This is a genomic window from Bacillus sp. FSL K6-3176 (assembly GCF_038003325.1).
GTDB lineage: Bacteria > Bacillota > Bacilli > Bacillales > Bacillaceae > Bacillus > Bacillus altitudinis.
On record NZ_JBBOOX010000001.1, the window covers coordinates 3,525,644 to 3,539,325 of the forward strand.

The following is a 13,682-nucleotide window of genomic DNA, read 5'->3' on the forward strand; positions in this document are numbered from 1 at the left end:
TTCTCCCGCGCCTCCTTATTGTCATTCTTACAAGACAATTCCCGATCTTGTCATGAAATAAACAGGTGCGGGAGAGCAGGAGTTAAATGACGCCTTGTGCGATCATGGCATCTGCCACTTTGCGAAATCCTGCAATATTTGCGCCTACCATTAAGTTTCCAGAGTGTCCGTATTCTTCAGCAGTCTCGGTACACTGACGATAAATCGACTGCATCATTTGTTTCAACTGACCATCTACTTCTTCAAAAGTCCAAGACATTCTCGCACTGTTTTGCGCCATTTCTAACGCCGAAACACCCACTCCGCCAGCATTTGCCGCTTTTGCTGGTGCAAACAAAATATCATGTTGTTCAAATACTTTGACGGCCCCAAGTGTGGACGGCATATTGGCCCCTTCTCCTACAGCGATGACACCGTTTGCCACTAGCTGCTGTGCTTGCGACTCTGAAATTTCATTTTGGGTCGCACATGGCAGCGCAATGTCACAAGGAAGAGACCAAATTTGTTCGCAATCTTCAATCAATTCAGCATGCGGGTGAATGTCTATGTAGGCAGCAATTCGCTGGTTGTCGACTTCCTTCAGCTGCTTCACTGTCTCAAGTGAAATGCCTTGAGGGTCGTAAATGGCTCCGCTTGAATCACTACAAGCCACAACCTTTCCGCCTAATTCCAATACTTTTTCCATCGCATAAATCGATACATTCCCTGAGCCAGACACAACAACAGATCGCCCTTCAAATTGCATTCCGTGGGCTTTTAACATTTCTTCCATAAAGTACACCAGTCCATAGCCTGTCGCTTCTTTTCTCGCTAAGCTGCCTCCAAAACCAGGACTTTTTCCTGTCAGGACACCTGCTTCATACGCACCACGCATTTTTTTGTACTGTCCGAACATATAGCCAATTTCGCGTGCACCTACCCCAATATCTCCTGCCGGTACATCTTGATCAGGTCCAATATAACGACTGAGTTCACTCATAAAACTTTGAACAAAACGCATGATTTCTCCATCAGATTTCCCTTTAGGGTCAAAATCTGATCCACCTTTCCCTCCGCCGATCGGCAAACCTGTCAGTGCGTTTTTAAAGATTTGTTCAAATCCTAAAAACTTGATGATGCTTGCATTGACCGATGGGTGAAACCGAATGCCCCCCTTATAAGGACCGATGGCACTATTAAATTGAACCCTGAATCCTCTGTTCACCTGTACTTTGCCTTCATCGTCTACCCACGGTACACGAAACATCACAAGCCGCTCAGGCTCAATTAAGCGTTCTAAGATCCCTTGTTTTTCATACTCTGGGTGTTTTGCAAAAACCGGGACGAGGGATTCCAGAATTTCTTTCACGGCTTGCTGGAATTCCGCCTCGCCTGGATTCCGTTTTTCTACATCCTCTAGCACACGGTGGATGTAGCTTTGTGCTGTTTGTGCTGCTCGATCTAAGGTCAACATGTCTCATCTGCCTCCTTGTCAATATCTCACTCTTTGGTTGTTAGATTTTCTAACGCATATTGAGATTAATTTAACACCATTTGTAAAAACTGATCAATATTGATAACAGATGAAAACGATGCCGAAATGAGATAGATCAAGCAGAATCACTTTTCATCATGAAGATGACCCGCTCAAAGAATGACTATCGTGCTAGAAATGACGAACTGGACGTTCAACATCCCGCTTTCTTTGACACATTCATGAAACTTTCACTTTTTCTAGATGATGATCATTCAAAAAAAAGGTCAAAAGTTTTACAACGTCTTTCAATCTTTTCTGAGCTTTTCTCCTCTTTTCCGATCAGGTAAGACAACACACAGCCAATATAAAATAGAAGAAGATGGGAAGTTGATTAACCCAATGATGCCCCAGAACCATTTATAACGCCCTCTTTTCTTGGCATCCATAAATAAGAGAAATCCTTGTGCAAACAGTAACGGCAATGCGCACAATAAGATGATCATTTCCGTCTGACTCATAAGGAAGACCCTCCTTTAATCTGTTGATATTCCTTGATGCCGACAACCACACAGAGTGGCACGCTCACCACTTGGAGAAGAATGAAGATGATGGGCAAATGAGTAATGGCAGCTGCAAAAAGTGTCATGATGGTCAGACTGACGATGATGTACGCCAGCACTTCTTGTTTAAAACGTTTTTTCTCTTTTTCCTTTGCCTGCTTTAGCATCAACATCAAAGCTTGTTCACTCGGCTTTTCTACTTCAATTTGTTCATCGAGCTCCTGCAGCTCCTCTTTTAAACGATCAGCGAAACGATCTTCTTTCATCAGTCCCACTCCTTTCGAATTTTTTTGATCCCATGATGAACCCTCGATTTCACCGTACCTTCTCTCACCCCGAGCATCGAAGCGATTTCAGGGTAAGTAAAGCCATAATAATAATGGAGAAGGATCGGTGCTCTCTCCTGAGCCTTTAACTCATTTAAAGCATCCCACATGTCATGCCAAGTATGGCCTTTTTGCTGAACATCCCATTTGAACCGGCGGATGGCTTCTTGATTCGCCTTCCCTTCTCTCGTTTGTTCACGTTTTCTTTTCTTTTGATGATCTAAAAATTGTCTAGATGCAATGGACATGAGCCATGTTGAAAATAATGAATCTCCTCTAAAAGAAGAAAGTTTCATGTACGCTTTGAGCATCGTTTCTTGCATGATCTCCTCTGTCAGCTCTTGTTGAAGGGTCAATTTCATCAAATAACGGTAAAGAAACGAATAATGATGCCGATAAAGGGCGGTAAATGCAGCATCATCCCCCTGTTTTGCCCGCTTGATCCATAAAGTCTCCTCGGTCTGCTCCAAACACGTCCCTCCTTCCTTTCTTTCTCTTATTGATTAGACGACACCGGTGATCGCATCGTTTAAAATAGACCTTCTTTTTTTAAATTGGAGCCTTTTCTACCTGCTGTTCAGCGCATGGATCTATTTGATATCCATTTTTTTCTTATGTAATGATTATGACATGTCTTTGTCTCTAACAAAATGACGCTTTTGTAATCATCTTGATTTTCCTTCAAATGGGGAACGTCCTTTTCATAATCACTAGGTTACCCCAATACCTATCGTCAATGATCCTTGTCTCATGTAGATAAATTGAAATAATCATTGCCTTAGTTTCCTTGAAAATCGTGGAATACTTCGTTTCAATTCTTAGCCGATGATACCTTTTTGCGTGCTATGCTCTTCCTACATTCCGAAAGAGGCGATGCTGGCGAAGGAAGGAGGAGCGATTGAATCGCAGCTTATTTTGGAAACGTTTACATTAAAACAAAATATAGAATGGAGATGTTCATGTTGAAGAAAAAAGTTCCAATGTTAGCTGGTGTGTTAGCGGTTGGTCTCGTGACTTCATTATTTGCGCCAAATGGGGAGGCAAAAGCAGCAACGAAATATCCAGAAAGCCCTTCGATTATGGCCAATTTTAATCAGCAAGGATTCTCCACATTAAATGGCGGTACAACAGGCGGTGAAGGCGGTAAAACGGTGACGGTGAAAACCGGAAATGAACTATTAGCTGCCCTCAAAAGCAAAGGAACAAATGAAAAATTGAAAATCGTGGTAGACGGAACCATTACTCCTTCTAATACTTCAGCCAATAAAATTGATGTGAAAGATACAAACAATGTCTCCATCGTCGGTAAAGGGACAAACGGCGAATTTAACGGGATTGGTATTAAAGTATGGCGCGCCAATAACGTCATCATCCGCAACCTCAAAATCCATCACAGCAAAATCGGTGATAAAGATGCCATCGGAATCGAAGGTGCCTCTAAAAACGTATGGGTCGACCATAATGAACTCTACAACACTTTAAACTCTGATAAAGATGACTATGATGGGTTATTCGATGTGAAAAATGACTCTGATTACATTACGTTCTCATGGAACTATGTCCATGACAGCTGGAAAACGATGCTGATGGGCAGCTCCGATAACGATAACTACAACAGAAAAATCACGTTCCACAACAACCGTTTTGAAAACTTGAACTCTCGTGTACCGTCTATGCGCTTCGGGGAAGGCCATGTGTATAACAACTATTATAAAAACATCCTAACAACAGCGATTAATTCACGTATGGGCGCGAAAATGAGAATTGAACACAACGTATTTGAAAACACGAAAAATGCCATCGGCAGCTGGGACAGCCGTCAAGTCGGTACTTGGCATGTCATCAACAACTCTTATATTAACAGCACAGGTAGCCTGCCAACGTCTTCAACAGGTACGTACAACCCTCCTTATAACTACTCTTTGCTTAACGTGAACAATGTGAAATCAGAAGTTGTATCAAATGCGGGTGTAGGAAAAGTAAATCCTTAATCTCAAAAAAACGTTCGGGCAGAAATCTTCTGTCCGAACGTTCTTGTCATCCATTTTTTACACGACCGAAAATGGACGGTCCATTTCATACAGCTTTTGATAACGCACATTTTCTTTCAGCAAATCATGATGCTGCCCCTGCATCTCAATGCGTCCATCTTCAATAAACATCATACGGTCACATGCCTCACAGCCAGTGAGATGATGGGTGATCCAAATGACTGTTTTTCCTTTTAACACACGGAAGATTGTTTCAAGCAATTCACGCTCTGTGCGTGGATCAAGCCCGACGGTTGGCTCATCTAATACAACAATCGGTGTGTTTTGCAGCAAAATCCGAGCTAGGGCCATACGCTGCCTTTCTCCACCAGAGAAACGAACCCCTGTCTCTTGTACACCTGTGTGATAACCTTCTGGCAAAGACTCAATGTAATCGTGCAGCTGCACTTGCCGCGCGGCTTCTTTTACTTGCTCTTCTGTCGCTTCTGGAGAACCTAAGCGAATGTTGTTTAAAACAGATGTATCGAATAAATAGGGCTGTTGATTGAGTACAGACACATAGGAGGAAATCTCCTCTTGAATGCTTTGTACCGGTTTCCCCTGAATGCTGACAACCCCTTGATTTGGCACGACTGCCCCTTCTAACAATTTTAAAATGGTCGATTTGCCTGCACCGCTTTTTCCTAAAAGAGCGAGCGATTCACCTTGCTTCAGTGAAAACGAAAAATGCTTTAGTACATGTTGATTGACTTCATATCCGAAGGTGACTTGATCAAAACAGACCGCTTCAACGCCATCAGAGACGGGTGTCTCGTCTGCTGCCTCCCTCTCCACTAATCCTTCATACGATTGCTTTTCATAATGATTTAATCTGCTGACGGCATGCTGATAAACAGGAATATCGCCTGCTGCATCTGACAGCGGAAGAAAGGCTTCTGTTAATGGAAACAGTACAAGCACAAAAGCTGCGATCAGCGTGTGCGGCATAGAACCAGCCTGAACGACTGAGCCGCTCCAATACACGACAAAGACGACTGCTCCTCCAATGACTAGCTGTGCTAAAAATTGGCGCAGACGGATAAACCGATGCTTTGCCGCTTCGAGTGCTAATAGCTTTGCTTCTTTTCGTTCATAGCCTTCAACAAAATCGTTCTGTCTGCCGCTAAACAACCAGTCACTCACGCCCATGACGGCATCTGTTAAATGGCTGTAAAGTTCATTTCTGCCTTTCTTCATTTGAATTTGTCTCGCCCGGTTCACAAGTACTGTGATGTATGGGAATACAAATACGAGCAGCGCCATATAAAGCAGCATCAATCCGGCAAAAGGCCATGAAAAAAGCCCAAGTGCTCCAATCGAAGCGGCATATAAAAGCAGCGCACCGATGGATGGAAAAATTGTTTTTAAATACGCATCCTGTAATCTCTCCACATCTTCTGATAACAGCCCAAGCATTTCACCTGTTCCAAGCTTAGTCTGTTTGGCACTTCGTTCAGCCATATCATAAAGACGTACCCGCATTTTTTCAATCATCGTCAAAATGAGCTGATGGCTCGCCAGTCTCTCTGCATAACGAGCAGCTGAGCGTGAAATACCAAAGGTACGTACTGCCACGATTGGGACATAGACCATCAAGATATTCTCAGGTCTTGTGGCAGCTTTTGAAATGAGGAACCCTGACGTATACATGAGCATAGAAGCAGAAAACACCGCAATCGCCCCTAAAAAAAGCACCAAGGCAAACAGCTTTTGATTCTCCTTGATATAAGGTATAAACCAGCCTTTACTGACCATGTGTGACCGCCCCCATTTGTTCCTGTACCAATTGATAGTACACACCTTTTCTTTCCATTAATGATTCATGAGTCCCCATCTCTGCAATCGTCCCATGATCCATCACAATGATTTCATCCATATCCGTCATCCAATGAAGTCTGTGTGTGGCTAAAAACACAAGTTTATTTTCAAACAATGGAAGCATTGTTTTCTTTAATTCATACTCTGTCTCAATATCCAGATGAGCCGTTGGTTCATCTAACAGCATAATGGATCGCTGGCCGAGCACTGTGCGAGCGAGTGCAATCCGCTGCGCTTGTCCGCCGCTCAGTCCTCTGCCCTGTTCGCCAATGACCTCATCCAGTCCATTGGGGAGATCCGCTACGAGCTGAGACAAACCTGCCTCTTGCACCGCTCTTTCGACGTCTTCATCGGTTGCATTCGGTTCATAAAAACGAATGTTTTCTCTCAGTGTCATGTGAAATAAATAAGGATGCTGCGGCATATAAACGACTTCTTTTTGCCATGCCGCCAGCTGTAAATGAGCAAGCGGCTTTCCGTTTAGGATGATTTCACCTGCAGACGGTTCAACAAAACCACCGAGAACATCCGTTAACGTCGATTTCCCCGAACCACTGGCACCGATGATCCCAATTTTTTTCTTTCCTTTCACAGTGAGGTCCACATCCTGAATCGAATATGGTGCATGCTCATCATGCAAGACACTGACATCTTGCAGTGTGAGCTCAGATTGCTCATTCCACTCGTTCAGCTGCACGGATTGTGTCTCCTGCTCTCGGAAGCCCTTTTCCTCTAAAATCACTTGAATCGCCTCATTCGCTTCTTTACCGTTTAACGTCGCATGATAATCATTTCCCACTTCACGGACTGGCAAAAAATATTCTGGCGCGAGCATCAGTGCGGTCAAAGCCGGCAATAACAAAAGATCTCCTTCAATTAAGCGCAAGCCGAGAAATACAGCGACAGTCGCAATGGACAGCATAGAAAAGAAATCGAGAGCAAAAGATGAAAGAAAGGCGACTTTCAGTGTGCTCATCGTCGCCTTTCGATAACGCTTTGAGACCTCTCCAATATTGCGAGAATGCTTTTTGCTAATCCCTAAGTAGCGAAGCGTTTCCAGGCCACGGAGAGAATCAGTAAAATGATTGGATAATTTCTCATACGATCTCCATTGTTTGGCCGCTTTACGCTGAGCGACAAGTCCTAGCAAAATCATAAAAACAATTAAAATTGGCAGCGTGACAATGAGAATGACAGCAGATGTTTCATCTAATGTCCAAACATAGACAAGCACCATCACCGGAATAACTGCCATGTTCACCATTTTCGGCAAAAACAGCTGTAAATACTGACGATATTGGGCAATGCCCTCCATCGCCAATGTCACAAGCTTTCCTGTTCCTTTTTTCTTCGTGAAAGCTGGCCCTAAACGGAACAGCTGGTCCAACAGCTGCTTTCTGACGTCTGCTCCAATTCGGGAAGAATAGGTGAACATGACCTTCTCCCGCATCAAGGTGAGACCGTGCCGCACCAGAAAGGCAGCAAGAAACAGCAAGACATAAGGTGTTGCCTGCATGAGGCTCTTCCCGTCAAACAGCGTTGTTATGGCATGTGCCAGCCACTGTGCTTGAAAAATGATACTTGCTCCTTGGATGATTGACACAATACCTAAGAGGGCAAGAAGCCCCCTCATTCCTTTTAGTTGAAGCAAACGTTTATCCATTAGTAGGTCATTGGCTCCTTACCGCTTACACGTTTACGGAAGACATAGTAGCTCCAGATTTGATACCCAAGCACAAAAGGCAGCAAAGAAATGGCAACAATCGTCATGACCGTCAGTGAATAAGATCCTGATGCAGCGTTTTGAATGGTGAGGTCGAATGCATGGTTGATCGAACTAATCATGACACGCGGGAATAATGCTGTGAAAAGCATGGTCACTGTCACCATAATACCTGCACCTGTGAATAAAAATGTCCATCCATCACGCTCTTTTCTCATAAAGAATAGAGCCGCTACATAACAAACCACAATGAGTACAGTTAAAGGGATTGTGATGATCGGACGTACGGTATAAATGTCTGTTTCAAGAATAGACACACCAACAAATAGAACAAGAACTGGTAGTGCAATCAATAAAACACGCTGACCGAGCTTTCTTGCACGATTTCTTAAATCACCCTCAGTGCGGAGTGTGACGAAAATCAATCCATGCAGAAGGCAAAGAACCGTCACAGCTACCCCGCCGATCACTGAATAAAGATTCACAAAGTCTGTAAATCCAGCGTACATATTCATGCTTTGATCAATGGGCATTCCTCGTAAAATACTTGTGAATAGCACGCCGAGTAAAAATGGCGGAAGCAGGCTGCCAAAGAAGATCACCCAGTCCCACGTTTTGATCCATGAAGCCTTCTCGACCTTCCCTCTAAATTCAAAGGCGACCCCCCGCCCAATGAGCGCTAGCAGGAGAACCGTAAACGGAATATAGTATCCGCTGAACATCGTAGCGTACCAGTGAGGAAAAGCGGCGAAAATAGCTCCGCCTGCTGTAATCAACCAGACCTCATTCGCATCCCAGAAAGGGCCAATCGTATTGATTAAAATGCGGCGCTCATGTGCATCTTTTCCAAGAAGCTGCATGGACATCCCGACACCAAAATCAAATCCTTCTAAGAAGAAAAATCCAACAAACAGTACTGCGACAAGAATAAACCAAATCTCGTTAAGATATGCCATGATATGCGCCTCCATCAAATGGATCTGTAGACAGGTCCGTTTCATCCTTTTGATCTGTATTCTCTTCAGAATGTGCACCTTTTTTAATTTCTCGAATGAATAAGTAGGCAAGCACGATGGCAAGAATCAGATAAATGGTCGTAAAGCTAATGACTGAGAATAGCAACATGCCGTACGATACGTTTGGTGAAATGGATTGTGCGGTTGTCATCATACCAAAGACTGTCCACGGCTGACGCCCAATTTCCGTCATGATCCAACCAGCTGAGTTTGCAATAAACGGGAACGCAATCATCCATACCATGAAGCGTAAATACCATTTGTTTGATTCTAGTTTTTTTCTAAAGCTCAAATACAAACCAATCATACTAGCAAAAATCATCAACATGCCGGCACCCACCATGATTCTAAAGCTCCAGAAGGTTGTTTTGACTGGAGGAATGTAATCTCCAGGACCAAACTTGGCTTCATATTCTTTTTGAAGGGTCAGCATGCCTGGCACATCTCCACTAAACTTCGAATAAGCCAAGTAACTTAAAGCAAACGGAATATTGATCTCCGCAGAGTTTTCTTTTTTATCTGTGTCAATGTTGGCAAATAGTGTCCAAGCCGCTGGATCTCCACTATCCTTCCAAAGGGCTTCACTTGCTGCCATCTTCATCGGCTGTGATTCCATTAAGTGCTTTGCTTGATCATGTCCAGAGAACGCCACACCTAAGCCAGAAATGAAAGCAAGCACCATGGCAATCTGGAAAGATTTTTTGAAAAAGGTCACTTCTTGTTTTTTGATCATTTTATAGGCACTGACACCCGCGATAAAGAAAGCACCGGTTGCCAATGCACCAAACAGAACGTGCGGGAACTCAACCCAAAGTTGCGGATTTGTCACGAGCGCCCCAAAGTCATTCATTTCTGCACGGCCATTTCTAATCACAAATCCAACTGGCTCCTGCATAAATGAGTTGGCGAGTAAAATCCAAAACGCCGAAAAGATCGTACCAAGAGAAACGAGCCAAATACATAACAAATGAATTTTTTTCGGCAGACGATCCCAGCCGAATATCCAAAGTCCAATAAATGTCGATTCAAGGAAAAAGGCCAATAACGCTTCAATGGCAAGCGGTGCACCAAAGACATCACCGACAAACCTTGAATAATCAGACCAGTTCATCCCAAACTGGAATTCTTGCAGAATCCCTGTCACCACACCTACTGCAAAGTTAATTAAGAAAAGGTGACCCCAAAATTTTGCCATCTTTTTATAAATCTCTTTTTTCTTGACGACATAAAGGGTTTGCATCAATGCAACGATAAATACCAAACCTATAGACATAGGAACAAAAATAAAATGAAATAATGTCGTTGAGGCAAATTGAAATCTTGCTAAAAACAGCTCACTCACAGCCTTACATCCTCCCTTACTTTCGCATGCCGAATGATTCGAGATATTTATGCTCACCATTTCACAAAAAGTTCACTATTTGTTCAATGATTCACAAGCGGAAGTCCATTTGATATAGTTCACTCGGTGAAATTTTACTCTTGATTTTCATTCGGTTAGTTATTTATACCTGTACTTTACACCCATGCGATTCAAAAATAAAGTAAATTTTACCTAAAATTTGGATGGGATTGTGTCAGTTGTTTGAATACTTTGTCAAAAATATGTGACGGAAAGAGACAATCACAAAAAAATAGCGCTGCTTCTTCGCTGCAGCGCTTTTGAATATTTAGGCTTTTTTCTGTAAAGCAGGTCTTGTGACTTGCACTTCATAGTACGTAATTTTGTTTTTTAACAGGCCTTCAGGTTTCGCCTTTCCATGAGCGTGCGCATCACCAAATGCCTGAGATTTTGTCCAATTCACAAAGTCTTCTTTTCGATTCCAGCGGGTGTGAATGGTTACTTCATCGTAATCAGTTGTCTGCTGAGTGACCCATACTTCCATTCCTAAAAAACCTTCCATAAATTCTACTTGCCCCTGCTTGTTAAACCGTTTAACAAGGTGGTCGGCACTGCCTTTTTCTACTCTTACTTGGTTATTTACAATAATCATGTTTGGTTCATCTCCCTTTTGTTGTTGAATGGAGGCAATGGGGATAATGAGTGGATGCGGTCCGTCTAAGTGAACCTCTGCCTGAATCCCAAAAACCTCCTTGAAAAAGTCTTCTGTTAACACTTCTTTTGGTGAGCCAATTTGATGCACCTGACCTCGCTTCATAGCAATGAGACGGTCACAATATTTTGCGGCCTGCTGCAAGTCATGGAGAACCATTAAAATGGTGATGCCATGTGTTTGATTCAGCTGTTTGAGCAGCTCCAGTAATTCAAGCTGATGCGCAATGTCTAAATAAGTGGTTGGCTCATCCAGAATGATAGTCTCTGTCTTCTGAGCCAGTGCCATTGCAATATATGCCTTTTGTCTTTCTCCGCCTGATAATGTATGGAGCATTCTGTTTTCATTCATGCGGCTATTCGTCACCTCAAGCGCCCACTCAATCGCTTCATGATCTGACGTGGTGCTTTTTTTCCAGATGGAACGATGCGGACTGCGTCCAAGTGCGACCAGCTCACGTACTGTCATCGATGGAATGGCGGTTCTTGTTTGCATGAGAACTGCCACCTCCTTGGCGATCTCCTGTGCCGTCATCTCTTTTTGTGGGATGTCGTGAATGTAAATCATGCCGCTTTCGATTGAGGTCAGTCGTGCGGCCGCTTTGATAAAAGTCGACTTACCTGACCCATTCGGGCCAATGATTCCGGTCACACTCCCTTTAGGAACAGCTGCTGAAATGGAAGACAGCCGAAAGCCGCCTTGACTGAGACTCACGTCATCCATTGCAATGACATCCATCTTAACCCCTCCCTTTCTTTTTTAATAAATAGAGGAAGAAAGGTGCACCGATGCAGGCAAGCAAGATCCCTACAGGCAATTCAACCGGTGTAAACCAGACCCGTGCCGCTGTATCGGCAAAGACCACAAGCACGCCCCCTCCAAGCATTGAAATCGGTAGCAAATACCGGTAGTCATCTCCGATTAAAAGACGGATAAAATGAGGCACAACAAGCCCTACAAATCCGATTAAACCACTGACACTGACAGCCGCTCCAGCTAAAAGAGCGGCCAGCGCAATGAGAAAAAATCGAGTCCGCTCTACTCGAAGACCCAATAACTGAGCCGATTCATCGCCAAGCAAAAGGAGATTGGACGGTTTAATGGCGAAAAAGCAAAGACATAATCCAGCCAGCGCATATGGCGACACAAAGCTAAGATGATGCCAGCTCCGTCCGTTTAATCCCCCTGATAGAAAAGGCAAAACAGCCTGCACACGCTCACTATAAAGCACCATAAACCCATTCATTACCGCACCAAGGAGCGCATTGACGGCAACACCTGCCAAGATCAATTTAAGCGGTGAAACCCCTTGATCAAATGCCAGCATATACACGACAAGAGCTGCTAATAAGGCGCCCAGAAAAGCGGCTGCCGGAAGCAAATACGTGAATTGTGGAAGAACAATCATGCTGAGTACAGCAGCTAACCCGCCGCCCGCAGTCACACCAATGATCCCAGGGTCAGCCAGTGGATTTCGGACAACTCCTTGTAAAATCGCCCCTGATGCAGCGAGGCAGGCCCCAACGAGAAAACCAATGAGCACACGGGGCAGCCGTAAATCCATAACAATTTTTTCATGAACAGGCAGACCTGATCCCGTGAACACAGCCATTAAATCCGTCAGCGATAATTGGACAGAACCTACCGCAAGTCCTAGACAGACGCCCACACATAAAGTGAGAAACAATCCTGGTAACAGCCATTTTCGTCTTGACTGCCTTTTTTGAAAATCTAGTTCTGCATTCATCTTCATGATGACAATCGCTTCAATTTCTTCTCTAATTCATCGATTGCTCTGATGACTTCTGCGCCTGGATTTGTCCCAAATAGGTCACTTGGCAGAATCTCAACGTGTCCATTTTTGACAGCTGATACATCGTGCCACGCCGCATTTTGCTTCATTTCACTCATAAAGCCTGCTTTGACATCTTCAGGATTGCTGTGTGTCATCAGCAAAATGAGATCTGGATCGGCCTCGATTACCTTTTCTGCATTGATTTGTGCATATTGCGGAAACTTTTCGAGTGCTGGTTCATTTTCAGCAATATTCGCCCCACCAGCGATCCGCAGCAGATCACCGCTTAAAGATTGCGGAAGTGCCGCCATATATGTGCCGGGTGCACCATACACAACGAGCGTCTTTACTTTTTTCTCAGGCTGCTTCACTTGCTTGATCCGCTGATCGATTTGAGCATTGAGCGCTTTGGCCTTTTGCTGCTTTCCAAGTAAATCACCAAATAAAGTAACTTGACGCTGGATATCCTTCACTGAGTTGGCACTTGTCAAAAGAAGCTGTGAACCAATTCCTTCTATAGTAGAGATATCCTTGCTGTTTAATGATTCATTCCCAAGCACCACATCGGGCTTTAAACTCGTGATCAGCTCGACATCAAATTGATGGGTTGTGCCAATTGATTGTACGGACTTTGCCTTTTGTAGATTGTCTGGCAATTCGGCAGTTGGCCGGCCGACAACCTGACCACCTAGAGCATAAATGATGCTCATGTCGCCAGTTGACAACGAGACGATCCGTTCAGGTGATTCATGAAACGATAATGTTCTGCCGGCAAAATCCTGAATGTTGAGCGCACCTTGCCCGCTCCCATTCTCGACAGGCGCCGCCTGGCTGCATCCGCCGAGGAGAAGCACGACGACGAGTCCTGCCCAAATCACATGTAAACATTTCAACCGTCTGTCTC

12 protein-coding genes are annotated in these 13,682 nt (G+C 44.1%); 1 reads left to right on the forward strand and 11 read right to left on the reverse strand.

The genetic code is table 11. The annotated features are described in order from the left end of the window. Positions 1–82: 82 nt before the first annotated feature. From gdhA to sigY, 4 genes are all read right to left on the reverse strand, one after another. Positions 83–1,453: an NADP-specific glutamate dehydrogenase gene (gene gdhA, locus MHB38_RS18355; RefSeq protein WP_058213462.1), complete on the reverse strand. Its 1,371-nt coding sequence runs from the start codon at positions 1,451–1,453 to the stop codon at positions 83–85. Between the two features lie 308 nt (positions 1,454–1,761). Continuing rightward, positions 1,762–1,974 carry a hypothetical protein gene (locus MHB38_RS18360; protein WP_008345569.1) on the reverse strand — a complete coding sequence of 71 codons (213 nt, stop codon included), beginning with the start codon at positions 1,972–1,974 and terminating at the stop codon, positions 1,762–1,764. Next, positions 1,971–2,282, reverse strand: coding sequence for a YxlC family protein (locus MHB38_RS18365; RefSeq protein WP_008345570.1), 312 nt, complete (start codon positions 2,280–2,282; stop codon positions 1,971–1,973). Before MHB38_RS18365 ends, MHB38_RS18360 begins: the two co-directional genes overlap by 4 nt. Then, complete coding sequence (gene sigY, locus MHB38_RS18370; protein ID WP_007497895.1) at positions 2,282–2,812, reverse strand: RNA polymerase sigma factor SigY; 531 nt, start codon at positions 2,810–2,812, stop codon at positions 2,282–2,284. The genes MHB38_RS18365 and sigY overlap by 1 nt, the downstream gene beginning before the upstream one ends. A gap of 489 nt (positions 2,813–3,301) precedes the next feature. Between sigY and MHB38_RS18375 the strand changes: the two genes are divergently transcribed. After that, positions 3,302–4,333: a pectate lyase family protein gene (locus MHB38_RS18375; protein WP_017358687.1), complete on the forward strand. Its 1,032-nt coding sequence runs from the start codon at positions 3,302–3,304 to the stop codon at positions 4,331–4,333. 57 nt (positions 4,334–4,390) lie between these two features. Here the strand turns inward: MHB38_RS18375 and cydC are convergent, their stop codons facing one another. The 7 genes from cydC to MHB38_RS18410 all read right to left on the reverse strand — a co-directional run bounded on the left by cydC (position 4,391) and on the right by MHB38_RS18410 (position 13,671). Then, positions 4,391–6,127, reverse strand: coding sequence for a thiol reductant ABC exporter subunit CydC (gene cydC / locus MHB38_RS18380; protein ID WP_017358686.1), 1,737 nt, complete (start codon positions 6,125–6,127; stop codon positions 4,391–4,393). Next, on the reverse strand, positions 6,117–7,853 hold the full coding sequence (gene cydD / locus MHB38_RS18385; RefSeq protein ID WP_048001165.1) for a thiol reductant ABC exporter subunit CydD: 1,737 nt from the start codon (positions 7,851–7,853) through the stop codon (positions 6,117–6,119). Before cydD ends, cydC begins: the two co-directional genes overlap by 11 nt. After that, positions 7,853–8,869 (reverse strand): cytochrome d ubiquinol oxidase subunit II, encoded by a 1,017-nt coding sequence (gene cydB, locus MHB38_RS18390; RefSeq protein WP_039963052.1) that lies wholly within the window; start codon positions 8,867–8,869, stop codon positions 7,853–7,855. Before cydB ends, cydD begins: the two co-directional genes overlap by 1 nt. Beyond that, on the reverse strand, positions 8,856–10,271 hold the full coding sequence (locus MHB38_RS18395) for a cytochrome ubiquinol oxidase subunit I (RefSeq protein WP_035389919.1): 1,416 nt from the start codon (positions 10,269–10,271) through the stop codon (positions 8,856–8,858). Before MHB38_RS18395 ends, cydB begins: the two co-directional genes overlap by 14 nt. 328 nt (positions 10,272–10,599) lie before the next feature. After that, positions 10,600–11,721: a heme oxygenase gene (isdG, locus tag MHB38_RS18400; protein WP_035702523.1), complete on the reverse strand. Its 1,122-nt coding sequence runs from the start codon at positions 11,719–11,721 to the stop codon at positions 10,600–10,602. Between the two features lies 1 nt (position 11,722). Next, on the reverse strand, positions 11,723–12,736 hold the full coding sequence (locus MHB38_RS18405; RefSeq protein WP_341004146.1) for a FecCD family ABC transporter permease: 1,014 nt from the start codon (positions 12,734–12,736) through the stop codon (positions 11,723–11,725). Continuing rightward, on the reverse strand, positions 12,733–13,671 hold the full coding sequence (locus tag MHB38_RS18410; protein ID WP_008345587.1) for an ABC transporter substrate-binding protein: 939 nt from the start codon (positions 13,669–13,671) through the stop codon (positions 12,733–12,735). The genes MHB38_RS18405 and MHB38_RS18410 overlap by 4 nt, the downstream gene beginning before the upstream one ends. Between the last annotated feature and the right edge of the window lie 11 nt (positions 13,672–13,682).